This is a genomic window from Leptospira yasudae, from assembly GCF_003545925.1.
Classification (GTDB): domain Bacteria; phylum Spirochaetota; class Leptospiria; order Leptospirales; family Leptospiraceae; genus Leptospira; species Leptospira yasudae.
Window position 1 is genome coordinate 1 of sequence record NZ_QHCU01000003.1, and the last position, 25,260, is coordinate 25,260.

General features: G+C 46.4%; 20 protein-coding genes and 1 pseudogene. 6 read left to right on the forward strand and 15 right to left on the reverse strand.

Translation table 11 applies throughout. The features are described 5' to 3' along the window. The 3 genes and pseudogenes from DLM76_RS08700 to DLM76_RS08710 all read left to right on the forward strand — a co-directional run. Window positions 1-298, forward strand: a pseudogene (locus DLM76_RS08700) (hypothetical protein); the annotation flags it as partial. Window positions 299-342: 44 nt separating this feature from the next. Then, entirely contained in the window at window positions 343-1,164 is an 822-nt protein-coding gene (locus tag DLM76_RS08705) for an SDR family oxidoreductase (RefSeq protein ID WP_118964969.1), read from the forward strand. 240 nt (window positions 1,165-1,404) lie between these two features. Further along, entirely contained in the window at window positions 1,405-2,460 is a 1,056-nt protein-coding gene (locus tag DLM76_RS08710) for a class I SAM-dependent methyltransferase (protein ID WP_118964970.1), read from the forward strand. Between the two features lie 90 nt (window positions 2,461-2,550). On the opposite strand, the gene DLM76_RS08715 is transcribed toward DLM76_RS08710, so the two are convergent. Further along, window positions 2,551-3,426: a PcfJ domain-containing protein gene (locus tag DLM76_RS08715; RefSeq protein WP_118964971.1), complete on the reverse strand. Its 876-nt coding sequence runs from the start codon at window positions 3,424-3,426 to the stop codon at window positions 2,551-2,553. Between the two features lie 242 nt (window positions 3,427-3,668). On the opposite strand from DLM76_RS08715, the gene DLM76_RS08725 reads away from it, so the two are divergent. After that, the gene (locus DLM76_RS08725) at window positions 3,669-3,917 is read left to right on the forward strand and encodes a hypothetical protein (RefSeq protein ID WP_118957686.1); all 249 of its coding nucleotides are present in this window, start codon (window positions 3,669-3,671) and stop codon (window positions 3,915-3,917) included. Here DLM76_RS08725 and DLM76_RS21545 read toward each other — a convergent pair. The 5 genes from DLM76_RS21545 to DLM76_RS08745 form a co-directional block, all read right to left on the reverse strand. Beyond that, complete coding sequence (locus tag DLM76_RS21545) at window positions 3,914-4,084, reverse strand: hypothetical protein (protein ID WP_158586378.1); 171 nt, start codon at window positions 4,082-4,084, stop codon at window positions 3,914-3,916. The two genes, DLM76_RS08725 and DLM76_RS21545, sit on opposite strands and share 4 nt — an antisense overlap. A 228-nt stretch (window positions 4,085-4,312) precedes the next feature. Further along, a complete protein-coding gene (locus DLM76_RS08730) occupies window positions 4,313-5,179 on the reverse strand; it encodes a VOC family protein (RefSeq protein WP_118964972.1) in 867 nt (288 codons plus the stop codon). Window positions 5,180-5,191: 12 nt separating this feature from the next. Continuing rightward, window positions 5,192-5,581, reverse strand: a complete 390-nt coding sequence (locus tag DLM76_RS08735; RefSeq protein WP_118957671.1) for a hypothetical protein — start codon at window positions 5,579-5,581, stop codon at window positions 5,192-5,194. A 23-nt stretch (window positions 5,582-5,604) separates the two neighbouring features. Then, window positions 5,605-6,093 (reverse strand): SRPBCC family protein, encoded by a 489-nt coding sequence (locus DLM76_RS08740; protein WP_118964973.1) that lies wholly within the window; start codon window positions 6,091-6,093, stop codon window positions 5,605-5,607. A gap of 11 nt (window positions 6,094-6,104) precedes the next feature. Further along, the gene (locus DLM76_RS08745; protein ID WP_118964974.1) at window positions 6,105-6,467 is read right to left on the reverse strand and encodes an ArsR/SmtB family transcription factor; all 363 of its coding nucleotides are present in this window, start codon (window positions 6,465-6,467) and stop codon (window positions 6,105-6,107) included. A 328-nt stretch (window positions 6,468-6,795) separates the two neighbouring features. Between DLM76_RS08745 and DLM76_RS08750 the strand changes: the two genes are divergently transcribed. Beyond that, window positions 6,796-8,292: an ABC-F family ATP-binding cassette domain-containing protein gene (locus DLM76_RS08750; RefSeq protein WP_118957668.1), complete on the forward strand. Its 1,497-nt coding sequence runs from the start codon at window positions 6,796-6,798 to the stop codon at window positions 8,290-8,292. Window positions 8,293-8,474: 182 nt separating this feature from the next. Here DLM76_RS08750 and DLM76_RS08755 read toward each other — a convergent pair whose 3' ends face one another. After that, window positions 8,475-8,912, reverse strand: a complete 438-nt coding sequence (locus DLM76_RS08755; protein ID WP_118957667.1) for a carboxymuconolactone decarboxylase family protein — start codon at window positions 8,910-8,912, stop codon at window positions 8,475-8,477. Window positions 8,913-8,978: 66 nt separating this feature from the next. Next, the gene (locus tag DLM76_RS08760; protein ID WP_118964975.1) at window positions 8,979-9,632 is read right to left on the reverse strand and encodes a TetR/AcrR family transcriptional regulator; all 654 of its coding nucleotides are present in this window, start codon (window positions 9,630-9,632) and stop codon (window positions 8,979-8,981) included. A 188-nt stretch (window positions 9,633-9,820) separates the two neighbouring features. Between DLM76_RS08760 and DLM76_RS08765 the strand changes: the two genes are divergently transcribed. Next, window positions 9,821-11,188 carry a flavin-containing monooxygenase gene (locus DLM76_RS08765; protein WP_118957685.1) on the forward strand — a complete coding sequence of 456 codons (1,368 nt, stop codon included), beginning with the start codon at window positions 9,821-9,823 and terminating at the stop codon, window positions 11,186-11,188. A gap of 376 nt (window positions 11,189-11,564) precedes the next feature. Here the strand turns inward: DLM76_RS08765 and DLM76_RS08775 are convergent, their stop codons facing one another. The 7 genes from DLM76_RS08775 to DLM76_RS08805 form a co-directional block, all read right to left on the reverse strand. Continuing rightward, window positions 11,565-12,428, reverse strand: coding sequence for an SDR family oxidoreductase (locus tag DLM76_RS08775; protein WP_118964977.1), 864 nt, complete (start codon window positions 12,426-12,428; stop codon window positions 11,565-11,567). 9 nt (window positions 12,429-12,437) lie between these two features. Next, the gene (locus DLM76_RS08780) at window positions 12,438-13,199 is read right to left on the reverse strand and encodes an ABC transporter permease (RefSeq protein ID WP_118957664.1); all 762 of its coding nucleotides are present in this window, start codon (window positions 13,197-13,199) and stop codon (window positions 12,438-12,440) included. Beyond that, window positions 13,196-14,137 carry an ABC transporter ATP-binding protein gene (locus DLM76_RS08785; protein WP_118957663.1) on the reverse strand — a complete coding sequence of 314 codons (942 nt, stop codon included), beginning with the start codon at window positions 14,135-14,137 and terminating at the stop codon, window positions 13,196-13,198. The genes DLM76_RS08780 and DLM76_RS08785 overlap by 4 nt, the downstream gene beginning before the upstream one ends. Before the next feature lie 167 nt (window positions 14,138-14,304). Further along, window positions 14,305-16,683 carry a SpoIIE family protein phosphatase gene (locus DLM76_RS08790; RefSeq protein ID WP_158586379.1) on the reverse strand — a complete coding sequence of 793 codons (2,379 nt, stop codon included), beginning with the start codon at window positions 16,681-16,683 and terminating at the stop codon, window positions 14,305-14,307. Between the two features lie 38 nt (window positions 16,684-16,721). Further along, window positions 16,722-18,587 (reverse strand): exodeoxyribonuclease V subunit alpha, encoded by a 1,866-nt coding sequence (gene recD, locus DLM76_RS08795; RefSeq protein WP_118964979.1) that lies wholly within the window; start codon window positions 18,585-18,587, stop codon window positions 16,722-16,724. Continuing rightward, window positions 18,587-21,766 (reverse strand): UvrD-helicase domain-containing protein, encoded by a 3,180-nt coding sequence (locus DLM76_RS08800; RefSeq protein WP_118964980.1) that lies wholly within the window; start codon window positions 21,764-21,766, stop codon window positions 18,587-18,589. Before DLM76_RS08800 ends, recD begins: the two co-directional genes overlap by 1 nt. Beyond that, window positions 21,763-25,206, reverse strand: a complete 3,444-nt coding sequence (locus DLM76_RS08805) for an exodeoxyribonuclease V subunit gamma (RefSeq protein ID WP_174714643.1) — start codon at window positions 25,204-25,206, stop codon at window positions 21,763-21,765. Before DLM76_RS08805 ends, DLM76_RS08800 begins: the two co-directional genes overlap by 4 nt. Window positions 25,207-25,260: the final 54 nt, after the last annotated feature.

Here is a 25,260-nt window from a genome sequence, read left to right on the forward strand (position 1 = left end):
GAGGCTTGACCATATTACGAAAGCCTTGAGGACACTCAAGGCCTTGCTAATGGCAACAACGCCAGGAAGAAATCTAAAAGAAGATTTCAATTTAGACAAACGCTTACATTTCTCTCATCGCAGTTTATATGTTGTTAAGGAATACAATCAATCCGGAGAACCGGGATCACAAAAAAGCCAGGCAATCAATGTCTGGCTTTTTTATTTGGAGCTGGGAGACGGAACCGCAAAAACGCCTTCTATTCCGAAACATCTCACTCCTTTCCACTTCCCCAAAAAAACATGTAAGCCGTTATAACACCGGTCGACGAAGACTCTTTAAGCTCGTAAACTCGAAGTTGCATGAAACGAACGGAAAAAAATCAGGTTATCCTCATAACGGGTGCGAGCGAAGGAATCGGAAGAGAGCTTTCTCTTTTATACGCGAAACGGAAAGCCAAACTCGTTCTCGCATCCCGCAACCAAAACGCGCTTGAAGATTTGGCGTCCGAGAGCGAACGAATGGGCGCACAAGCGCTTGCGGTTCAAACGGACGTATCTTCCGCAGAGGATTGTAAGAACGCAATGGAACGAGCCGTAGAACGATTCGGAAGAATCGACATTCTAATCAATAGCGCCGGAATTTCCATGAGCGCTTCGTTCGATTCTTTGCAGGATCTATCTGTATTTCAAAAACTCATGGCCGTAAATTATCTCGGAGTGGTTCATACTTCTTATTACGCGTTGCCTTATTTGAAGAAGAGTCAAGGGATGATCGTAAACATCTCTTCCTTACAAGGGAAAACTGGCTTTCCAAGATCCACGGGATATTCGGCTTCCAAGTTCGCCGTTCAAGGTTTCAGCGATTCGTTACGAATCGAATTGATGGGAAGCGGAGTCGACGTACTCGTAGTTTCTCCCGGACCGATTTCCACCAAAATGAATTTTAGAAAATTCGACGCAAACGGAATCATCGTTCAGGAAGAGGATCCGAAAGAAGGAAGGAGAAATATCATGTCACCGGGAGAATGCGCGAGTTTGGTCGCGAAATCGATCTCCAAGCGGGAACGGGAATTGATTATGACTTTCGGAGGAAAACTGATTCCTTGGGTCAGACTTTTTTCACCGGCCTTCGTGGATAGAATGATCGCGAATGCGGTGAAACGATTTTATTCCGATAAATAACCCTCGATCGATTTGCTTATGACATTATAAAAATGGAATAAACGGTTCGTGCGGAAGTATGAATCTATAATTGCGGAACGTTTATTCTCTTTCCTGTTGAGTTTGTTCCCGGCGAGAATAGGAGCGCGAAAATAGCTTTACCTTTTACGTGTTTCGATTGAATCGTAGCAAGTGCGTAACGATGAAATTCTTACGTAAAATATTATATTTTTATAAAATAAAAATCAATGGGAGAATTACATGGCGATCGATTCACAGAAAGTGGAACAGCTTGTCGGAAAGTTGTTCGGCGAGATTTCGGCCGGTTACAGCGGAGCGCTGGTCCTGATCGGCGATGCGTTGGGTTATTATAAGGAACTCGCAAAAGGTCCGCTCACTTCCTCCGAACTTGCGGAGAAAACGAAGACGACGGAGCGTTATGCCCGCGAATGGTTGTCTGCGCAGGCGGCGGCGGATTATCTGCAATACGATCCGGCGCAAAAAAAATTCTCCATATCGCCGGAACAAGATATGATCTTTAACAATGAGGATAGCCCTGCATATTTGATGGGCGGTTTTTACGCCGTTTCCGCGGCTTATTCGGCCGTTCCCAAATTGATCGACGCTTTCAAGACCGGCAAAGGCGTTCCTTGGGGAGAACAACACGAACATATCTTCTGCGCGACCGCCAAATTTTTTCGTCCCACGTATCTTTCTCAGCTATTACAATCTTGGATTCCTGCGCTTGAAGGAGGCATAGAGGAGAAGTTGAGAAAAGGCGCGAAGGTTGCGGACGTCGGTTGCGGTTTCGGGACTTCGACCGTTATCTTAGCCAAGGAATTTCCGAATTCCCATTTTTACGGTTTTGACGCACATTCTCCTTCCATCGAAAAGGCGCGTGACGCGGCGCGTCAAGCGGGTTTGAAAAACGTCACCTTCGAGGTCGCTACGGCGAAGAATTATCCGGCAAACGATTACGATTTAGTGGCTATGTTCGATTGTCTTCATGATATGGGAGATCCGGTAGGCGCCGCGGCTCATGCACGTAAGGTTTTAAACAAGGACGGCAGCGTGATTATCGTCGAGCCGTTTGCCCACGATCATCTTGAACAGAACCTGAATCCGATCGGTCGCATCTATTATTCGGCGTCGACCATGTTTTGTACGCCTAGTTCTTTGAGTCAGGAGGTGGCTTTGGGACTAGGAGCACAAGCGGGCGAAGCGCGCATGCGCGACGTAGTCACGAAAGGCGGATTCACTCGTTTTCGTCGCGCGGCGGAATCCCCCTTCAATATCGTTTACGAAGCGCGGGTTTGATCACGATTGCGATGACATCCGGTCTTTGGCCGGTTGGCGCGGCGCCCGTATGTTCCCCGTTCGGGCGCGGGCCGCGTGTTTCTTAGAAATTCAGCGGTTATAGATCCAATCCGGCGGAATCCCCAAACGAAACGCGTCGCCCAAAACGAAAATTCCGTTTTGCATTCTCCATTCTTCCACTTTCTTCAGCGTCTCCGCCTTTACTTCTTTGTTGAAAGCGGCCGCGACTTGATCGAGATACCAATCCCCGTTGATATGAAAGAGAGACAACGTGCATCGTTCCGGAAAGAATATTCTATAAATATAATATTTTCCTTCTAAGATGCGGGTATCGTAGCTGAAGATACAATTGTGTTGGATTCTGGATTCGAGGAATAATTCCTTTCTCGAGTCGATCGGTTCTATCCAATCTTCTTTTTCCATAGGGGGAGCAGGATACGGTTGATCGGGTCCGTTGAACTCGTTCTTCTGAATCTTGCGGATCATTTCCTGTTCGAGACCGAGCAGATGTTCGAGCGATCGAATCTTCCACTGGGGAGAAAAACGTTTCACTTCTTCATAGAGTTGGAACGCGCCTTCGTAATCTTCTTTTTTGAAATTTGAATCCGAAAATCGAATCGAAAGATCCTTTAAAAACAAGGATTCCCATTTTTCGTTCCAGCCCTTCGACAACGCATAGTTGAAAAATTGAAGGATGAATTCGTTGATGATCGGAAGGTGATGAAACGCCTTTTGAAAAACCGGAATCGAATACAGGTTTTGAAACGGCTTTAAATATCCTTTGAGAACGGCCGATTCGGTGATTCTTCCTAAAACCCGCAAAGAACTCGGATGAAAACCCCAATACGCCGCGACTTCTTTTTGTTTTCGAAAGGGAAGTCTTTCTCGGATCTCCTCAAAGTCTTTCGGCACGACGGTAAGGATCGATTCGGGATTTTTGATACAGAATTCCAACGCAAAAATCATTCGTTCTGCATTCTAACCTATTCTTTTAGATCGTCCTTTCTTTTTCTTTGTTTTGGAGAATTTCGAAAAAATCGAAATCCGATCCGTTGCTTAAAAGCGAACAACAGAAGCGGACGGATTTTTTGTTCGGATTCGTCGAAAACGGTGCGTGTCGCTGCGTTACAACGGGAAAAAACGCGCTTGCTTCCGTGCGATGCTTGAACGCAATTCTATATGTTATCGTTTTCAAAGAGGATGTCTTTATGAGTTTTTCGAAAGTAGTGAAACGGGAATTGGAAGTCGCGTTTTCAAAACACGGACAACCGCTCTGGTTTCGAATCGTTAAGTATTGCGTAATGCTGATTCTCTTGTATCTGATTCGGGATTCCGAATATCTTTGGCTTGTTTTGTTAAGCGCATTCGTGATTTCGTTGACCGTTCATTTCTTGTTTAGATATAAAACGAAGGGTTGGACGCAAAGTTACGGACCCTGGAAATACGATCAAAGTTAATCGTGGCTCATTTGCTTGAGAATTTCCGTATTCTTTCCTTTTTCTTCAAAGCGGATCGTAGTAACTCCGCCTAGATTTTTACAAACAACCCCGTCCTTAGAAGTCGAAGTTTGATTCTTTCGGTTTTTCGTTTCGTCCGCCGTTTTCAGGACTTTGGTGTCATTCATCGACAAACCGTCGTCGAAAAGATCGGACGCCTCCTTCCGATTTGCAATCGGAAGGACCGCGCTCTTCGCTCCAATCTGCAACGCACCATTTTAATCTTTTTGTATATTCTATTTTGTTGATTATTCTCGTCGGATTTTTTCGAAATCATGGCGCATTGCAGTATTTCCGCTTCGATCGCTGGCGAGGATTTATCCCGTAAAATTACGATCCTTCCGAATCGAACGGGATTAGTCTCCGTTATAAGCCGCTTCCAGTTTTGCGATGTCGATCTTGTCCATTTGAAGCATAGCTTGCATCACTCTTTGCGACTTTTGCGGATCTTTATCCTGCAAATATGCGCCTAAAATCGGAGGAATGATCTGCCAGCTGACTCCGAACTTGTCTTTCACCCAACCGCATTGCTGTTTCACTCCTCCTAAGGAAAGTTTTTCCCAATATTCGTCGATTTCTTCCTGCGTATCGCAACGGACGAAAAAGGAAATCCCTTCGGTGAACGTGAACGCATGCGCAAGCCCGCTATCCATCGCCATAAAATTCTGACCGGCTATCGTAAAGTCCGCCCGTTTGACGGTTCCTTCTTTTTCGCCGGACTGATCGTTTGCGGAAAAATGTTGGATGGTTCCGATTTTGGAATTCGGAAATTGGGAAGCGTAAAAACGAATCGCTTCTTCCGCCTTACCGTGTTTGTCTCCTACGAACAATAGGAAAGGAATGATGCTCTGTTCTTGCTTTGAAAGATGAATCTGCCAAGAGACTCCGCATTTGTCCTGAAGCCATCCGAATCTTTCACTGAACGGATAGGCGCCCAATTCCATCAGCACGGAACCGCCTTCCTTCAATTTGTTCCAAAGCTGATTCACTTCCTGTTCGGTTTTACAATTTACGAACAAAGAAACGGCGGGAGTAAACCGAAAATGCGGACCTCCGTTGAAGGAAAGCAGCTCCTTTCCGTAAATGGAAAACGTCGCGGACATCACCTGATTCCCCGCTTTCGCTACGCCGGAAACTTTTGCATCGGGAAAAGAAGAAGTATATAGTTCGGTCGCTTCTCCTAAGTTATTGTTGAACATCAAAAAGGGGGATATCTTCTGCATAAAAACCTCTGTTTATACTAATTCCGTTCTTTCAAAGATCTTTGCACCGGCCCAACTACAGGGTAAAGCGATCGCGATGATCCCGAGCGAATACCAAGCCGGCCCTGCGTCCCACATTACGATGGCGCCCGTGACGCTTACGATCACACCCAGAATTCCAAGCGCTAACGCGTGTTTCATCGGTTGATCGGGTGCGACTCTCGCCGTAACGTAACCGCTGAAAATTCCGAATACGATTCGATACGCGGTCGCAAGGGCGAACAAAGAGTCGGACATGATAACACCGAACGGCGGATAAACGCCCGTCTGGTGCAGAATTACGTCCGCTGCGGTCGATAAGATAAAGATCGTGAGAAATCCAGCGAACACGGCCCAGACGCTTTTGAGAAATTTGCGATTCATCGTGGTTCTTCCTTTAACATGAGTTATACGAGCGTTGCGAGCAGGGTTTCGAGTTTGTCATAGCTTGCTCCGAGTCCGTCTTCCATCGGTGAAAGAATAACGCTTTCTCTCGCTTCTTTGGATTCGTAAAGAACGTTTATGGAAAGCAATGTCGTTTTAGAATCGATCTCCGTTAAGACGGACGTATCGATCGCTTCTCCCGCATACCAGGATTCGTCGAAAACTTCCGTGGCGACGAGTCGTTCGGGCGCTGCGATTTCCAAATAGACGCCGCCCATTCCCATATCTCTTCCGCCTTCGTTGCGCCAGACGTAACGATACTTGCCGCCGACTTTAAGATCGACGTCGCAAACGATCAAAGTCCAACCGGGCGGACCTTCGAACCAGCGTTTGAGTAATTCCGGTTTGGTCATCGCATCGAAGACCAACGGCCGCGGCGCGTTGAATGTGCGTGTGATGAGAATCTCTCGTTCTCCTTGCGCGATTACTTTCAGTTTTTTCGTATTCTCCATAGGAGTTCTCCTTAAACGGATCTCGTTCCGCTTTCTTTTTCTTTCTTCCCGACTTTCAGTTCGTCCAAGAGCGCGTCGAGTTTGTCAAAACGCTCTTCCCAAAGCTGGCGGTATTTTTCCAGCCAATCGCTCGCTTCCGCCAACGGCTGAGCCTCGATTTGTCTCGGTCTTTTTTGCGCGTCTTTTGCACGCGTAATCAATCCGGCTTTTTCCAACACTTTGAGATGTTTGGAAATCGCCGGTTGGCTCATGGCAAAGGGCTTTACCAATTCCATTACGGAAGCTTCTCCCTCCGCTAAACGCGCCAGAATCGCCCGTCTGGTTGGATCTGCTAACGCCGCGAACGTCGCATCCAAACGTTCCGACGCACTCATTGGGATGCTCATACTTCAATAACCATACGGTTATATAAAAATTATAGCAAGTCTTTTTCACGTTTGCGATCGGTTTTAGGGGAAAACCCGCAAGGAATCGGGATCCATCCTACGCGCTAAGGATGTGGAGCGCGCGAAGCGGTCTTCTCATTTCAAAAATGAAATGAGAAGACCGAAGGCGTTAGCCGGAGCGCGGAGCAAGCCTGGCCTGCGATTTCTTCCGAAGAATTCCGTTTTCGTCGCCGATCGAGCAGGAGCGCCCGTTCATTTTTGAGTGAAATATAGGGTCTTTTCAAAAACTTGGATATAACGAGTAGGTTCGCAGTTCATGATTAAAATTTCCGGCCTCAATAAGGCTTATACTTCCAAGGTTCTTTTTGACGATTTGAATTTGAGCATCAATCGAGGCGAGAAGATCGGTCTCGTAGGCCGCAACGGTCACGGTAAATCAACGCTCTTTCAAATGATTCTCGGAAACGTGGAAGCGGATTCCGGCACGATCTCCGTTCCGAAGGGTTATAAGATCGGTCACTTGCAGCAGCATCTTCATTTTACCAAACCCACCGTTTTGGAGGAATGCGCACTCGGTCTTCCCGAAGGCGAAGAATACGAAACTTGGCAAGTGGAGAAAATTCTTTCCGGTTTGGGTTTTTCCGAAAAGGATATGGAAAGAGATCCGAACGAATTTTCGGGCGGTTATCAGATCCGAATGAATCTCGCAAAGCTGCTCGTATCCGCTCCCGATATGCTGATGCTCGACGAGCCGAACAACTATCTCGACATCGTTACGATCCGTTGGCTCGAGGAATTTCTGCGCGAATGGGAAGGCGAAATCATATTAGTAACTCATGATAGAGGTTTTATGGACGCCGTCGTCACGCATACGATCGCGATTCACAGAACGAAGGCGATCAAGGTTCAAGGCGACACCGACAAGCTCTACAATCAGATCAATCAGTCCGAAGAAATTTACGAAAAGACCCGATTGAACGAAGCCAAAAAAAGAAAACAGGAAGAAATCTTTATCGCGAAATTTAAAGCGAAAGCGAGTTTCGCGAGCCGCGCCCAATCCAGAGTGAAGAAGCTCGAAAAGCAGGGAGAGATGAAGGCCCTCGAACAGATTCAGGATTTGGAATTGTTTTTCAACAGCGCTCCGTTTGCGGCGAGCCAAATGCTTTCCGCGGAGAATCTCGCTTTCTCGTACGACGGGAAACCTCCGTTTTTGATCGAGGACTTTTCGATCAGCGTAGGAAACCGCGAAAGAATCTGCATCATCGGTAAGAACGGAAAGGGAAAATCGACTCTGCTTAAAGTTCTCGCGGGAGAATTGGAACCGTCCCAAGGTACGATCAAAAAACATCCCGTGTTGAAGGAAGGTTATTTCGGTCAGACGAATAAACTCAACATGAACGAGAACGCAACCGTCGTGGAAGAGATTATGATCTCGGACAAATCCTGTACGGAGTATCAAGCGAGAACGATCGCGGGCGGTTTGATGTTTTCGGACGACCAGGCTTTGAAAAAGATCAAGGTTCTTTCCGGAGGCGAAAAAAGCCGCGTTCTTCTCGGAAAGATTCTCGTGACCCCTTGTCATCTTTTGTATCTGGACGAACCTACGAACCACTTGGATATGCAGTCCTGCGATTCTCTCATCGAGGCGATCGACGGTTTTGAAGGCTCGGTCATTATGGTGACTCACGACGAATTGCACTTACGCGCCGTTGCGACCAAGTTGATCGTTTTCGACAACGATACGATCCGGGTTTTTGACGGTACATACGACGACTTCTTGAACGACGTGGGTTGGTCGGACGAGGATTATTAAAAAGAATCGAATATTCGATTCTTTGAATGGTTCTTTGTTGACTTTGAGCAGGAAGACAACGAGCGATCCATTAGGAATGACGCGTTTATTCGAATGGATCGCTTTCCGACTTGTGAAGCGTTTTTTTACGGAGTGCTTTAAGCCGTTCGGTTTCGCATAGCCTCTTCACGATTCTTTCGTTTTTATTTCGCAGTCATCCGCGTTGAAATCGCGATTCGATTCCAGGAATTGATCGTGTTGATCAGAACGATCAGAGCCACGAATTCTTTTTCGTTGAAATGTTTTCTGACTTTTTCGTAGGTTTCGTCCGGAACTCCTTTTTCGGAAATCTTCGTCACCGTTTCGGTTAATTCCAAGGCGGCTTTTTCTTTTTCCGTATAAAAGGTCGCTTCTCTCCAAGCGTCCAAAAGATAGATTCTTTTTTCGACTTCTCCCATATCTCTCAAGTCCTTCGTGTGCATGTTGATGCAAAACGCACATCCGTTGAGTTGCGACGCGCGGATTTTTACGAGTTCGTAGAGAACGGGGTCGATTCCTCCTTGTTTCGCGAATTCCTCCATTTTCAGCATCGCTTGCAACGACTCGGGATAAACCGTTGCGTAGTTCAATCTAGTTTCCATGTTGTCTCCTATACAAAGGAAGACGCGGCTTGGAGATTTTTGTGACAGAACGGAAGATTTTTTTCCTTATTCCCAAGCGGAGAAGTAGGCGATGACCGCGTTTGCGGCTTGGGTCCGCATTCTCTTGGAGATTTTATTTTCCTGATAATATCCTCGTTTCATACAGGCGAATGCGATCTCCACTCCGAGCGTTGCGACGTCCGGTTGTTTCGGGATCGTAAACGGAACCTTAAGATTCGAGAGTTGAACGCGGACTCCCGCTCCGATATGAGCGATCGTGATCTCCTGCGCAAGATACGCGTTTCTGCTGAATGGGCCGCCTAACACGAGTATGCTGGCAACGGGTGTCGAATCGTAATAATCCGATGCGGCGTCCACTAAGATGCGAACGAGTTTTTTCCAAGAGAGATTCGCGTTCTTGGAGCCTTCGAGAGCGAGAATTTCCCCCACTTTGGCGAGATGTTTTTCGGCGAGTCGAGTAAACAAAGAATACTTATCAGGAAAGAATTGATAGATGCTCGCTCGGGGAACACCCGATTTTTTCGCGATTTCAGGAATGGACGTTTCTTCCGGTCCGAACTTTTCGAGCATTCGTTCCGCGGTTTCCAATACAAGAGCCATTCTTACTTGAGAACGTTCCTGCAAAGGAATCCGAGTTCCATTCGTCTTTTTCCCGTTACGCGAATCGGTTTTGTTTTTTCGGATTGTCGAGTTCTGCATTCTATTTCGTTCGTTTTAGAGGATTTGCATCAATCGCAGACCGTTTAGGTTCTTTCGATCCGGTTTGATCGAAGCCAAAAAATTCTTGCACTCAAATCCAACATAAGTAAGATCTCTCGAAAATGTAACATTTGTTGGATTTTAAATTTCGTCAACGAATGTTCCTGAAACGCAAAGGGGAGAATCGGATGAAGTCGAATGTCAAAGTCTGCGTCGTAGGCGCGGGGCCTAGCGGTATCGCGGCCGCAAAGAATTGCGTTCAATACGGGTTGGACGTGGTCGTTTTCGAAAAGAACGACAAGGTCGGAGGGAACTGGGTCTTTAACTCGAAAACCGGACACTCCAGCGTTTACGAAAACACGCATATCATCAGCTCCAAGGCTTGGTCCGAATACGAAGACTTCCCGATGCCGGACGATTATCCGGAATATCCGAATCATAAACAACTTCAGGCTTACTTCGAATCCTACGCGAAACATTTCGGAGTGTATAAGAAGATCCGATTCAATCATACGATTCAAAAAATCACAAGAACGGAAGACGGAGATTGGAAGGTGGAGTTTCTCGACGCTTCCAAAAAGAAGAAGACCGAAATCTTCGACGTTCTCATGGTAGCCAACGGTCATCACTGGAATCCGAAATATCCGGAATACGAAGGAAAATTCACGGGCAAGTTCCTGCATTCGCACGACTTTAAGGGAGTGACCAACGAGTGGAAGGGTAAGGACGTTCTCGTGATCGGAGGCGGTAATTCCGCCTGCGACGTTGCGGTCGAATCCGCGCGCGTCGCAAACAGCGTGAAGTTGTCGATGAGAAGTCCTCAGTGGTTTTTTCCGAAATTTCTTTTCGGTATGCCTTCCGACGTGTTCGCGGCAAAGACGCCGAGTTGGATTCCGTCCATCATAAAACAATGGACTCTTACGAAGATGCTTCACGTCTTACAGGGTTCTTATAAGAATTACGGTCTTCCCGTTAATACGACATTAGCGCTCAGTCATCACCCGACTTTGAATTCGGATCTTCTCGATTTTATCCGTCACGGAAGAATCAAACCTCGTCCTGCGATCAAAAAACTTCACGGAAAGGAAGTCGAGTTCGTGGACGGAACCAAGGAGAAGTTCGACATCATCTGCGCCTGCACCGGATTTTGGACGACGTTTCCGTTCTTTGATAAATCGTTTATCGATTTTCAACACGTCGAAAAGATTCCTCTCTTCCGTAAAATGATGCACAACGATTATCAGAATTTGTATTTTATCGGTTTGTTTCAGCCGGTGGGTTGTATTTGGCCGATGGCGGATTATCAGGCGAAACTCGCGTGTATGGAAATTCTCGGTAAATACAAACGACCTAAGAATTTAAAGGAAGCGATTCGATACGAAATCGAACACCCTCACTTTACGTTCGGCGGCGGCCAAAGACACGCCGTCGAAGTGGATTATCACGCGTTCCGTAAAGAACTTCAATTGGAACTTCTCAAAGCAGGGATCGATATCGGCAAACCGCCGGGCGGTAACAAGAAGCTGTATAAGGATTTCTCGAAACAAGCGGTTTAGTTTCGGAAAGACATTTTCGAGTTTATTTGTCGTAGCTCCGACAAACAAACCGTGAAACGAGTCGGCCCCCACCCGAGTAGGGTGGAGGAGGTGGGCTTGCGGGAGAAACTCGAGAAAGTCCTCTATATCAGAAAAATCGAATATTCGCAAGAATTATTTTCAGGCAGAATTAGTTGTCGGAACTACGACAAAACTTTCTTGGAACAAAGCGTTAGGGACGCGGAGAGCGCGAAGCGGACATGCTTTTTCTTTGTCTTCCTGCGACAGTCTCAAAACGGATTGCGATTAAAGGCGGATATCCGCATGGCCGAAGCGAACGCGAAGCTCGTAGCGGCCCGACCCGCCTTGGCGGGGAACGCCCGAGTCGTTTCGGTTATCAAGAGCCCGCTTGCGCTTTTTGATTCAAACGTTTTTGAGCGGACCTAAGTTCTCCGTCCGCGATCTGCAACGTCCATTCCGGAAAATGTCTCGCTAAAAAATACTGAAGCCAAGAATCCCAAGTTGCGTATCCGAGAAACTTTTTCTTAGGCAGCCAACGTATGAATGCGTCCGCGACTTTTTCCACGGAATGAACCGCGTTGATCGCCGAACCCATCTCGATCTCCTTCACGAGATCCGGTTTGTCCCGATTCTCTTTTTCCAATCCGGGCGTGTTCGTAGTAGGCGGCAGAAAAATTTTCACCCGAACCCCGTGGAGCATCATCTCCTGCCGCAGGGATTGTGCAAATCCTGTGATCGCAAACTTACTCGCGGAATAAGCTCCGTATCCGTAGATCGAAAACGTGGCGAGCATGGAGGAAATCAGGATGATATCGCCTGATCCTTGTTTGACGAAGTGATCGTGAAAGGCGCGGACCACGTTGACGTGTCCGAAATAATTCACTTCCATTAGATCGCGAAAATCGGATTCTTCCAGATCGCCGACTCTGCCCACTTTCGCATAACCGCTGTTACATACGAGCAGGTCGAGTCCTCCCAATATTTTAAGCGCGCTTTTTGCGGCCTTTTTTACCTGGTCCGGTTTGGAAACGTCGGCGACGACCGAATCGAAGATCGCGTCTTGAGATCCGACCTTACGCAGTTCGCGGACCGCCGCTTCTAGGGTTTGTTTTTTTCTCGCGGATACGATTACGCTTGCGCCCGCTTTTGCACACGCTACGGCGAGTCCTTTTCCGATTCCCGTGGAACCACCGGAAATAAAAACTTTCTTACCTGCGAGTTGAGAAGGAAGGACTTTCATAACGGATTCTCACTTTTTGATTTTATAACCGGTTTTAAAAATCAGCCAAACGAGAGTTAGACAGATCGTAAGAAACACGAATACCATCGTAAGACTTACGCCTACGCTTACGTCGGCGATTTCGTAAAAACTCCAGCGGAATCCGCTCACCAAATACAGAACCGGATTGAAGAGGGTGACCTTTTGCCAAAACGGCGGAAGCATATTCGCGGAATAAAAACTTCCTCCCAAAAACACGAGGGGCGTGATGATCAGCAAAGGAATGATCTGAAGTTTTTCGAAACTATCGGCCCAGATTCCGATGATGAATCCGAATAAACTGAAAGAGATCGAAGTCAGTAAAAGAAACAAAACCATCACGAACGGATGCGCGATTTTAACGGGAACAAACAACGAAGCCGTCGCAAGCATGATCGTTCCGAGAATCACGGATTTGGTTGCCGCCGCTCCTACGAAACCGATCACGATTTCGAACATGGAAATCGGCGCCGCGAGAATTTCATAAATCGTTCCTGTAAACTTAGGGAAATAAATTCCGAAGGAGGAATTGGAAATACTTTCCGTCAGCAAGGACAACATGATGAGTCCCGGAACGATAAACGAACCGTAACCGACTCCGTCCACTTCCTGAATTCTGGAACCGATCGCCGAACCGAAGACGACGAAGTAGAGCGACGTGGAAATTACGGGAGAAGCGATGCTTTGAAATAGGGTTCTCCAGGTTCTGGACATCTCGAAGAGATAAATGGATTTGATGGCTTGCAGATTCATTGTGACTCCTTTACCAATTGAACGAAAATTTCTTCCAGAGAACTCTGAGTCGTATTCAGATCCTTGAAATCGATCTTCGCTTTTTTCAAGTCTTGCAATAGCGCGGAGATTCCAGTCTGTTTTCCGTGGGAATCATACGTGTATAGAAGTTGTTTCCCGTTGTTTACGATCTCGAGCCCTTTCGTTTTTAAACCGGCCGGAATCTTCTTCAACGTCTGATTCAAATCGATCAGCAACTGCTTCTTGCCGAGTTTGTGCATGAGTTCCTTTTTATCTTCGACAAGGATCAATTCTCCCTTGTTCATTACGCCGATCCGATCCGCGATTTCTTCTGCTTCCTCGATGTAATGCGTCGTTAAGATGATCGTGACTCCGTTTTCTCTGAGATTGCGGACGATGTTCCACATATCCTTTCGGAGTTCCACGTCGACTCCCGCGGTAGGTTCGTCCAAAAAGAGGACCTTAGGCTCGTGGGCGAGGGCCTTTGCGATCAGAACCCTGCGTTTCATTCCTCCCGATAAGGTAAGAATCATCTGATCCTTCTTTTCCCAAAGGGAAAGGGATTTTAAAAGTTTTTCAATATAATCGGGGTTAGGCGATTTTCCGTACAACCCTCTCGTAAAACAAACCGTGGCCCATACGGATTCGAATGCGTGAACGCTCAATTCCTGCGGAACCAATCCGATCTGCGATCTCGTAAATCGAAAGTCTTTGAGAATGTTTTTGCCTTTGACTTCGACGGAGCCGTCGCTCGGATTTACGATTCCGCAGATTACGGAAATTAAGGTCGTTTTGCCCGCGCCGTTCGGACCGAGCAACGCGATGATTTCTCCGTCTTCGATTTCCAAAGAGACGTTTTTCAACGCTTGGAATCCGTTCCCGTAGAATTTAGAAAGATTTTTCACGGAGACAACGGATGACTTCGTTTTCGGTTTCATGTTCTTTCCTGAATCTTGATCTTGTAGAATCGATTGATTGAAATGCCTAAAATACTAAATCCCGTTTCTTAGAACAGCATCATTTTCGAATTATAGGTCTTCTATAAATATCCGTTTTTTGACCGCTTTGAATATCGATTGTATTTTCGTACTTTGGTTTGGAGATTTTACGCTCCTTCTCCGAGCGAAACCGCAAGCAACGTCAAATCGTCCGTTAAATCCTGTGATTGCCTGAATCGATATAGGCTCTGAAGATGAGAATCCAAGATCTCCTGAATCGGAGTGTAAAGATTTTCCTGTAAATAAGAATGGAACCGTTCTTCTCCGTAGAGTTGCATTAGACTTTTATCAAATACTTCGAAGGCTCCGTCCGAAAACAGAAAAAGCCGAAACGGATCTTCGAAATGAAACGACTTCGTATTAAATTTAGCGGCGGTTTTTAAACCTAAAATCGGACCCGTTTTCGGGAGAGAAATTTTGGAATTTTTGGAAAGAATCACCTGTTCGGGGTGCCCTCCCGAGGCGTATTGTACGTTTCCCGTTTTAGGATCCCAATCCAAGACGAACGCCGTAAAAAGGGAATTCAGCGTTTTGAACATGGGGAGGATTCGTTCATTCAATTGTTCTAATATGATTCCGGGCTCCGATTCGGATTCCTTCAGAGCGTCGTAATCGGCTTTGATCGCCATCGTCAAAAGCGCGGCTTGGGTTCCGTGACCCGTCGCATCCGCTATGAAGAATCTCCAGCATCCGTTTCCGGTTTTACGAATGTCGTATATATCACCGCCGATCGGTCCCATCGGAAGATATTTGACGGTCCATAAAAACGGCCAGTCCTTGGAATGAGGATTCGGGAACATGGACTTCTGCAATTTTTCCGCGGTCTGCAGATCCGATTGAAGCAGATTCAACGCGTTGTCCCTCTGAAATTCGAGATTTTTTCTTTGTGTTACGTCCCGGATGATGATTCCGATATAATGATCCTTTTCGACCATCCAATCCGTAAGCGAAAGTTCGAGCGAAAATTCCGTGTCGTCTTTTCTCAATCCGATCATTTCGATCGGCTTCGGAGTTTTTCTTCTTCGTTTGGAAGTGAAATAACGCCTAACACCGTTTCGGTGTTTGTTTCGATTTCTTTCCGGAAGGATTTTTTCCAAGGGAGAATCGAGGATTTCTTCTGCGCTCCATCCGAAAATTTTTACGGCGCCTTCGTTCCAAAAAAGAATTTTTCCCGATATGTCCGAGACTAGAATCGCTTCCTGCACCGATGCGGAAATCGCCCTGAATTTAATCTGAAGTTCCTGATTGAGGATGTCCGTAAACTTGAGGAGACTTCTGTATCGAATGGAAATCAGAAGCGATTGAAACGCGATGAACAACAGAAACGTATACGGAACGATAAACGGAGTCGGGATAAGTCCCAGGCGCGACAACGTGTCGTTGAGCGCTCCGATCAAAAGCAAAAGACAAGAGGCTAAAAACACGAACGAACCGGTTCGTTTATGAAGAATGGCGCGGATCATCACTACAAAGACAACTAAGATCAGCGCGATCATATAATACAGATAGGCCTCTACGAGAAGTTCGAGCGGATCACCCTTCAGGAACCAAAAAATCCCGAACACGATCCAATTCGGAACGAGAAAGATGCGGAAGGCAAGGGTCTTGAATTCGTTCGGGAACAAGGAACGAATGTAACTCAGAAAGACCGCCGCTAATACGAAGAGACTTCCTAGGTCGATTCTAAATTCGAGAATCGGAGGAAAGTTCGGGAATATTTCAAAAATATAATGTTCTTCGGTAAATAAAATTCTCAGCGCGAGGATGGCGCATACGGAGGAAAGATAAAGCGACGAGGATTCTTCCTTTGTGAGAAGATAAAAGAAGAAGCTTGAAAATCCGAAAAACAATAAGGCTCCGAACGTAAGAAAGTCCAAATTCCTTCTCGTCTTGTCCGTTCCGGCGATTGTAGAAAACGTGCCGAGTTCGGGGGTTCTCCGGATGCCTCCGACTCCTTCAAACCAATTCGAAACTTCTAATGTGATTTCAAGCGTTGTATCCTTTTCTCCGATCGGAAAGTGAACGATCGGTTTGCCGATTCTGCGGACTTCTTCTTTGGGATCGAGGGACGGTTTTCCGAATTCTAAAGCGAGTTTTCCGTTGATATAGGCTCGATATGCGTTGTGGATCTCATGAAACTTGATCGCATATTCGCCGGGAGTAAGTCCGGTTACTTTGAGTTTATACGTCGCGGTTCCGAACGCGTTGCCTTTGAAGTTCGGGAATTCACTCGTTTCCCAAAAGCCGGGAACTTGAATCGTGCCGAGCTTTTGTTTCGAACCGAACCCTTCCGAGATTTCCCATTCTCCTTCCAAGGGAAGAATGGTTCCGCTCTCGAGCGTGTTTCCGTTTAGCGAAAGAATTCCATCCTTCGCTTTGGGAAAGGGTTCGACGGAACGTTTGCAATCCGTTGCAATAAAAGAAACGAAACAGAAGAATGCGATCGTAACGAAAATGCGAATCGTTCGTTTCGGCGGTCGAAGCATGACGACCATTCATAAAAGAGAAAGCTTGAAATCGCAATCTAAATTCTAAAACCGGTATCGCGTTTTTGAGAATTGGCGATCCCTCGCTCCCAGGTATTCGGATTGCCTGCGAGTATGACTTGATTTTTCGCCCTCGTGATTCCCGTATAAAGGATCTGACGGTTGAGAAGCCGATGCGATCGCTCGTCTTCCGAGGATTCGGGATGATCGGGAATGTAGATTAGAATTGTATCATATTCCGATCCTTGGCTTTTGTGAACGCTCATGACGAACGCCGGTTCGTGTTCGGGAAGAGTGTCGAGCGCGAAGGGGAATAGTTTTCCTTCGATCGGAAAAACGGCCCTTAATTCCCCAGTGGATTCCATTCTCAGAACGATTCCGATATCCCCGTTGAATAACTTTCTGCTCGAGTCGTTTTGTGTGATCAAAATCGGAAGTCCGACAAAATACAAACGTTTAGAAAGTTTTTTCGGATAGAGATGCGGACTTGTTTCGGATTCTTTTTTACGAAACAGATCCCGCGCTGCGAGATTCATGAGTTTATTTTGAACGGCTTCGACTCCCCAATAACCTCTTCTGAAAATCGTGAGACAACGAAATCGTTTCAATTCATTCTGAAATTTTTCCACGAACTCCGGCGCATTCAAATCGACCGAGTCGTACGCCTTCCAAGATCCGATTTCCGAAATGCGCGGAAAAAGAATCTTATCCCAGAGAGTTTCCGCGAGTTCGTCTCTGGAAAAATGATCGGGGGTTTTGCTCGCCGGATTCTGCAGCCATACGACCTCGCTTTCATACGTCCTATCCGCGCCGAGAAAATCGGTTCTTGCAAACGAATCGTCGATCCTGGTTCCGAGATTCAGATTTTCGGGGGAATAGCGCAGAATTTCCTCGGCGAGAGTTACGATCTTGGATACGTTGCCCTTTGCGTTCGGTTTCTGGCGGTTGCTTTCTTCGAGCCTGGAAACGAAATTCTTTTTTTGGGATTCGAGCGTGGAAAGAAAGTCGCTTAACACCGCTCCTTTTTCGACGGAAGGAAGTTGGTGCGGATCTCCGATCAGGATAAAACGAAACGGAACGGTCGCATTCTTCGGTTTTTGCGGAATCGCATTCCATAAAGAAAGCATAATATTCAGATCAACCATGGAAACTTCGTCCACGATGATCAATCGATGCGGAAGATAGCGTTCCTGATTGTAGTAGAATCCGTTCAACGAGGGTTTGTAGGAAAGAAGTCCGTGAATCGTCTGCCCCCGCAAGGAACGGATCATCTGCGGATCTCCGATTTTTTGGAGATTTTCCTGGATCGACTCGGTCAGTCGTTGCGCGGCTCTTCCGGTCGGTGCGACAAGCGCGATCTCTTCAGGAGGAGGGAGTTGTCCGATCGCATTCAAAATTTCTAATAAAAAGGCGACAACCGTGGTTTTACCCGTTCCCGGGCCGCCGCTGATGATCTGAAAGGAAGAATGCAGACAGGAAAGGATCGCCTTTCTTTGTCCTTTTTTCAACGGGAAACTCTTGGCTTCCAGAGCATTTAGAATCTCTTCTACTTTGCCCGGGTCGAAGTTCGGCGCGACTTCGTTTTGAATTCTTTCCCGTAAAAGAGATTCCAGTTCGATTTTACTCTGATACGTTTTGTCGAAATAGACCCATTCTTCGTTTTGGAATTTATCGACCGCGAAACCGGGAGGTTTCGTCTTTAGAAGATTCTTCCATTCCTTTTGAACCGGAACACAAAGGCTTCCTTCCTCCATCGCGGCCCAAATCGCATTCAGAATTTCTAATAGGATGGTTTCATCCTCTTCGGAAATTCGTTTCGGTTGTTTTTTCTTCGAACCCGCTTCTTCTAGTTCGAGAATGTCGTTTTTCAGTCTTTCGATAAAACCGGAAAAGGATTCTTCCATCAAAGACCGTCCCCCCAGCGGATCGAAGTCAGTTCGCGGACGTTTTCCCGTATTTGCGAAATTCTTTTCGCATCCCAATCGAAGTCGCAATAAATTCCCGAGTTCGTTGCGGCCTTCATTCCTCTTAGAAAGAAGTAATACACTCCTCCGAGTTTTTGAAGCGCTTCGTTCTGACCGAATACGCTCTTCAGATATTCATAAAGAATCATCGCGTAGATATCTCGTTGCAGATCGTATCTGCTTTCCGCGTTTTCTACGTTTCGTTTTAACGATTCGGGAGAATAATCGTCAAGCAGGTTCGATTTATAGTCCGCGAGATAAAATCGATCGCCGATTTGAAAAACCAAATCGATCGAACCTTTCAGAAAATTTCCCGGCCCGCTTCTTTGCGGATCCAGATCCAGATGAAAGTCCATTTCCGAAATCCGATTTTCTTTCGCGATATCCGCGAGTTGAAACGCAGCGCCTCCGGGGAGCGGAACGTTCGCGTTTAAGGAATTCCAGAGAATTTCGGCGGCCCTTTGGCGATAGATTTCCTTTTCGACGTTCGTATTTTTTCTTTGTGTCCCCGAGATCGGAAAGAATTCAAGGTGATGATTCATTCTGGAAAGAATTTTCTCGTCGTTTAGAATTCGTTTCGGATGATCGACTTTGAATTTTGAAAAATCGGATTCCTCCAAAAGAACGTGTAGAAACGATCCCGTCGCCGCGGAAGAGGGAAGCGCGTCCACGATCAGATCTCCGATGTCTTCCGCGTCGTCCGACTTGAAGGCTCTCGTTTCTTCCAAGGTTGAAACGGCGATCGCCTCGGATGTTACGTTCGCTCTGGTCCGCAAAGAGGAATAACTGTGGAGTTGGATCGTCTTCGGATGTTCCGATTCCTGATGGAGCAACGGCGAAAAAGAAAGTTCCTCGTTTGCGATCGTATTGCGTTTGCTCGGATCGCTTTGATCGAAAGGTTGTTGCGTCCATACAACGCTCGTAAAGAGATTCGGATCGGGATCGTTTTCCAGGATATGCGCGAGTCGAGGATAAAGAATTTTATAATATGCTGAATCTCTCGTTTTGACGTGATTTACGGGAGTGTAAAAAGGAAGATAAAGCCTCGCTTTGGGGCGCGTGATTCCCACATACAAAAGTCGTTTGTTTTCGTTCCAGGATTGATACGAATATTCTTTTTTGCCCGTATCGATCTCGTCTTCTTTGTCCCAGAGGCTGAGTTTCCAAAACCGTTCTCCGTTTTCCAGATACGGATAATCGTAAACGTCGGGGATAAAATTCGCGGAAAGATTGAATAAGAATACGACGGGCCACTCCAATCCTTTGGACGCGTGCAAAGTGAGAATTTGAACCGCGTCCTTTTCGGTTTCCTTTTCGAAAAGAGGCAATTCCTCTTCGCTTTTCGAACCGCTTTGAAGTCGTTTTAATTCCTCCAATATTTCCTCGAGGTCCGCTTGGTTTACGATTTGGAACTGAAGAAGTTTGCGGAAGATCTGTCTGTAGTTCGTTCGTTTTCGTTCCCAGTCGATGTCCGTCGCTTCTTCCGTTAAAAAGATTCTGCTGTCTTCTTCGATCGATCGGAATAACTCCGCAAACTTGCGATCAATGGCGAAGGTTTTCCATCGATCCAAGGTCGTCTTTTCATACGAGTCGATGGAATGTTCGTCAAATGCGGAAAGATGTTCCGGATGAACCTGGAAAAGATCGCCTAACAAGAGTTTGCGATAGGAGGAAGGTTTGTTCGGATCCAATAAACATTCCAAGATGTTCGAGATCTGATACGATTCGGGAGATTGATAGATCCCTTCCTGCTTGTAGAAGGAACAGGGAATCCCTCTGAGTTTTAAGGATTGTTCTACGAGTTTTCCTTCGGCCTTTCCTCTCACTAAAACAGCGATCTCGCGAAAGTTCAGTTTCTTTTCTTCGAATTTGTCCTTTGCTGTTTCCGCGTTTGAAACAAGATATTGGAACGGTTTAGTTTCGTCCGTCAGCTTGAGAATTTCTTCCGCGATGAACTGAGCCCAGGCGCTTTTTGCGTCGTCCGTTTTCCAAAATTCTCTGCCTTGGAAACGAACGATGTGAATCGGGCCTTGTTTGTGCTTGTCGCTTAACAAAATTTTGAAATCGTTTTCGGGAGGTTGTACGGGTTTATAATCGATCGGAGTGGATTCGAAACCTCGTTCTACGATCGGGAAAAAACTCCGTTCTCCCGTTTTACCCCCGAAGATTTCGTTGTAAGCGGAGATCAGCTCGGGAACGGATCTATAATTGACGTTCAGCGGAATTTCGACCGCTTGGTGCGATTTCAATTCCTGTTCGGCTTGAAGATACGTTCCTATATCCGCTCCTCGAAAACCGTAGATGGATTGTTTCGGATCTCCGATCAGATACAACGCACGTTTGGAAGTTTCGTTTCCGTTCGGTTCCAGGAAAAGCCGGGAAAAAATTTCGTATTGAACCCGATCCGTATCCTGAAATTCGTCCAAGATTCCGATTTGATAACGGCTTTGCAGCGCTTGGAGAAGATGTGCGTTTTGCAGAGAATCTCTGGTTTTGAGAATCATCCGATCGTAACTCATCCATTCTCCCGTTTGAAATTCCCGCTCGACCATGTCCGCGGCGATCAAAGCGGTCTTTTGTGCGAAGGTTTCGGCGTTCATCGGAGTTTGGTCGTTGCGATACGGATATCGTTTGCCTCCGAGTAGTTTGGAAGCCGCGGTAAGAATATTCTCTTTTTGTAATTTATAATCCGAGGAAGAAAGGAAGTGTTCGAGATCCTCGGGCGCGACCCAAGGTTTCCATTCCTCGTGTTGGAGTTTGTATAAGGCCGCCTCGAGACGTTCCTTCGAATCGGTGAGAATCCACTGGGAAGGAGTTTCCGTTTCGACCGGATATTCCTGAAGAATCATATTACAAAAACCGTGTATAGTCGCGATCGTAACCTGATCGAGTTCCTTCGCTTCTTTTGTAAGGCCGGCCTGGAGAAGTTTTTTTCTCAGTCGTTCTTTGAGTTCGCCCGCCGCTTTTTCGGTAAACGTGAGGATCAGGATTTGAGTCAGAGGAATCTTATGTTCTAAGACGAGATCGCCCACGATTTCCATAATCGTATATGTCTTACCGGTTCCCGCGGAAGCTTCGATAAAACTGGATTTCAATGGATAAGGACGCGATTGTTTCATAGATCCTTTTTCCAATCCAGAAGCGGTTTGTAGAAATTCTTAGCCCAAGCGATTCGGGATTTCAGAATCAAATCCGGAGTTTTCGGATAAAGTTTTACGAGAGGAGAAAGTCCTTCCTTCACGGAACTCAGTTCCTCTTTGAGAAAATCGATCCACGCGGATTCGTCGTCGAACTTTGCCGATCGATCCGGGGATTTATTTTTGCCCGTTCCGCCTTGGATGTTTTTAACGTAATAATTGAGAAAGGCTCTTCTCGGGAAAAAGACCGGTTCTTTTTTCAGGTAGTCCATTAGAATTTTCGCAAGGTATTCGACTCCGAGATCGGAGCTTTCGATTTCGTATTGAAGTTCGAGAGAATTCTTCTTTTTGGATTCTTCTTTCGGGCGCGGTTTGAAGGAATAGATCTTGAAGTTTTCGTTGGACGAAGCGAACGCGACTCCGGTTAAAAACGGAAAGCTCATCACCTTCCAATAATCCTTATAACCGAAATAATCGTCGCTCGGTCTTTCTTCCAAACTCTTGGAAAAGAGCCAATATAAATTTCCGTCTTTTTCGATGACGTGTTCCCATTCGCCTTTGAGAGAAACCGAACCGTCGTCCAAAGGGACTTTCAACTCGGGAAGTTTTTTACAGATTGCATCGGGTAGTCCCGTGTCGCCTAAACTCAAGTAGGGATAATACGTTCCCCCTTGAAAGAGGGGCTTCCATTCGGAAAGAAGTTTACTCGTCGTTTCCAAATAATCCACGAGATCGGTTTCTTGAATCTTGCCGAACACGGATTGGGGAAACTGCGCGGAAATTTTTTCTTTTTCAAGAATCGGGGATAATGCTTCCGAAATTTTTTCCCGCGTCCAATCCCAAGGTTTGTCTGCGACCAAACTCGGCATCATAAGTGCATGCACTTTTTTTAATAGAGTCGCTTCGGCGATCGCGTCCAAATCGAACGGTTCTTTTTCGTCTTTCCCCGTTTCGTCCTCGTCCAAATACATTCCGAGTTTCCGTTTGAGATACGTGTCGAGAGGATCGCTCAAAAATTGGGAAAGTTCGCGTACGTCCACCCCCGAGCGGGAGAATTCGATTTCGTTTTTAACGAGCTCGTTCGGATCCTGAAATCTCGTAAGAACGGGGTGATCCTTTCTGTTTCCGTTCACCCATACTCTTGCGAAGTCGTAGCTCACAAGGCCTTGTTCGAGTCCTTCGGTGGTATGTTCGTATTTTATACTATACGAATGCAGTGGCAGTTTGACGGCTTCTTTGATTCGCATCGCTTCCATGATCTCGAAAAGATGGGAACAGGGTTCGAATGTTTTGTCTTCCTGCAGATTCTTGCCTACGTAACTGAAGGTTAACGATTCTTTTGCGGAATGGATCGTTTCCCAGAGAAGGGATTCCTGAATTTCTCTTCTGGAAATATCCCAATCCTCTTTGTGATCCTTTCTTAGATTGAGTTGGGAACGATCGTTCGAACCGGGAAACTTCCCTTCGCCGAGTCCGAGGATATAAACGTGTCGGAACGGAATCGGACGCATCGGCTGGAGAAGAGAAATCGTCACGCCGCCGGTGAGATACGCTCCCTTGCGATACGGGATCTGATCGAAGATCTGTTCGGTGACAAATCGAAGGAGCGAGATTCCTTCTTCTTGATTTTGTAAAAGGATTCCTTCCCATTCGGAAAGCGATTCCAGCCAGCTCTGAAATAATTTTCCTTCCTGTTCGTATTCTTCCGTGAACTCGAAGAGTTCTTCGAGCGCGGAACGAACGTGCCTCAGATAATCGGAAGTCCATCGAACGGTTTTGTCCTGAGGCGCGGGCATGGAAAGAATCTCGTTTTTTGCGCGCAGAATTTTTTCCCAAAAGATCGTAAGAACGGAAGAATTCTCCTCGGATTGAATACGGATCGGAGCGATCTTGAATTTGTTCCAAGCGGTATCATCCGAAAGAATGGAGGAAAGACGAATGCGTTTGAGTCCATTCGAAATTTGGAATGAATCTTTTTCTCTTCCCGATTCCTCGTATTGAATTCCCGAAGTTTCGATCAGAGTTTCCAGATCCAAAATCGTTTGCGGATGAAGACGGATTTTATTTTGCAGAAGAGGGTTTCTTAAAAGTTTGAGAAGTCCGTTCTTATCGATGGAGTTTCCCGAACAAATCTCCCAAAAATGAATCAATCCTCGATACAAGAGCGAAGCGTCGTTCGCTTTGATATCGGTCAAGGAATAGGGGATTTTTTTGCGGATCGGATCGCTCGTTTCCTTCGTCTGCAAAAGAATTCCTCCGTCAAACACCCATTCGACGGCGGGTCGATACGTTTTCATATCGGTGACAAGAATCGCAAAGTCGAGATACGTCAGACTCGGGTCGCGATTCATCTTATGGAGAATGTCGTTTGCGACGCATTCCATTTCCCGATACGGAGAAGGCGCGTTCCAAAAACGAACCGAAGCGTCCTCTTTCTCATCGTACACGTTAGTCGCTCTTTCTTCTCCAGCGAGAAATTTCCGAAGTAATCCCAGCCTTTTCGGATACGAATGTGAATTCTCCAGATGTTTGGAAATCGCTCCTTGAACTCCTGTCATTCTTGCGGCGAGATGAATCTGCGGAGATGCCCATCGTTCCGGATCGGTGATTTCCGCGCGAATCGTCTTTGTCGCGCCCGTATGAAATTGATAGAGATAGATCGGGAGTTTGTCCGTTGTAGAAAGCGATTCCAAGATTCCTAAATACGTATCCGCGAGATTGGACAAACAAAAGAGATGTAACGAAGGAAAGTTCGAAGGGGAAGATTTCGGTTTCTTTTTCGATTCTTGTAAGAGAAATTGAACGAGCGTGCTCGGTTCTTTCGATCGCAGGAAAACGTTTTGATACAACTTCTTTTGAAAAAGATAATATTCGTCCTCTTTCGGAAACGGAGTCGGACGGCGCGAGATCGAGGGAATTTCGAAACCTTTTTCCTTTGCCCAGTTTTGAATCCAGGAAGATCGGTTTAATTCGTAATCTTTATAAAGCGAAGTCAGCTTTGCGCTGAGGAAAAATGCGCGGGATACTCCGCTGAGATACGAACGCAGAAATTTCGTTTCTTCTGCGTTTTTGTTTTCGATCAGATGCGTAAGGATCTTTCTTTGATTGGCTTCCTGACTCGGAAAAGCGCGCTCGAACGGATCGTAATTCAAATCCGATCGAAGATGATAGTATTCCTCCAAAGCTTTTTCGAGAAATAAAAAACGGAGATTGGCGGAAAGTCCGTCGATCCGGGACAAATTCAGATTCAACCAGAGTTTCATGTTCGTACTCGGAACGACGATCACGGGAGCGTGAAGCGGAAATCGTTTTCGTTCCGATAGGATGTTTTTGGAAAGTTCGACCGCGATGTCTTCGAGCGATAGACTTGTGATATGAGTGATGGACAAACGTTTTCTCCGCGGTCTCCGAATTACGAGCATTCTAAGAAATCCGCGGCCTGGCAAGTATTACATTTTCTCTTGCGTTCGAAGATC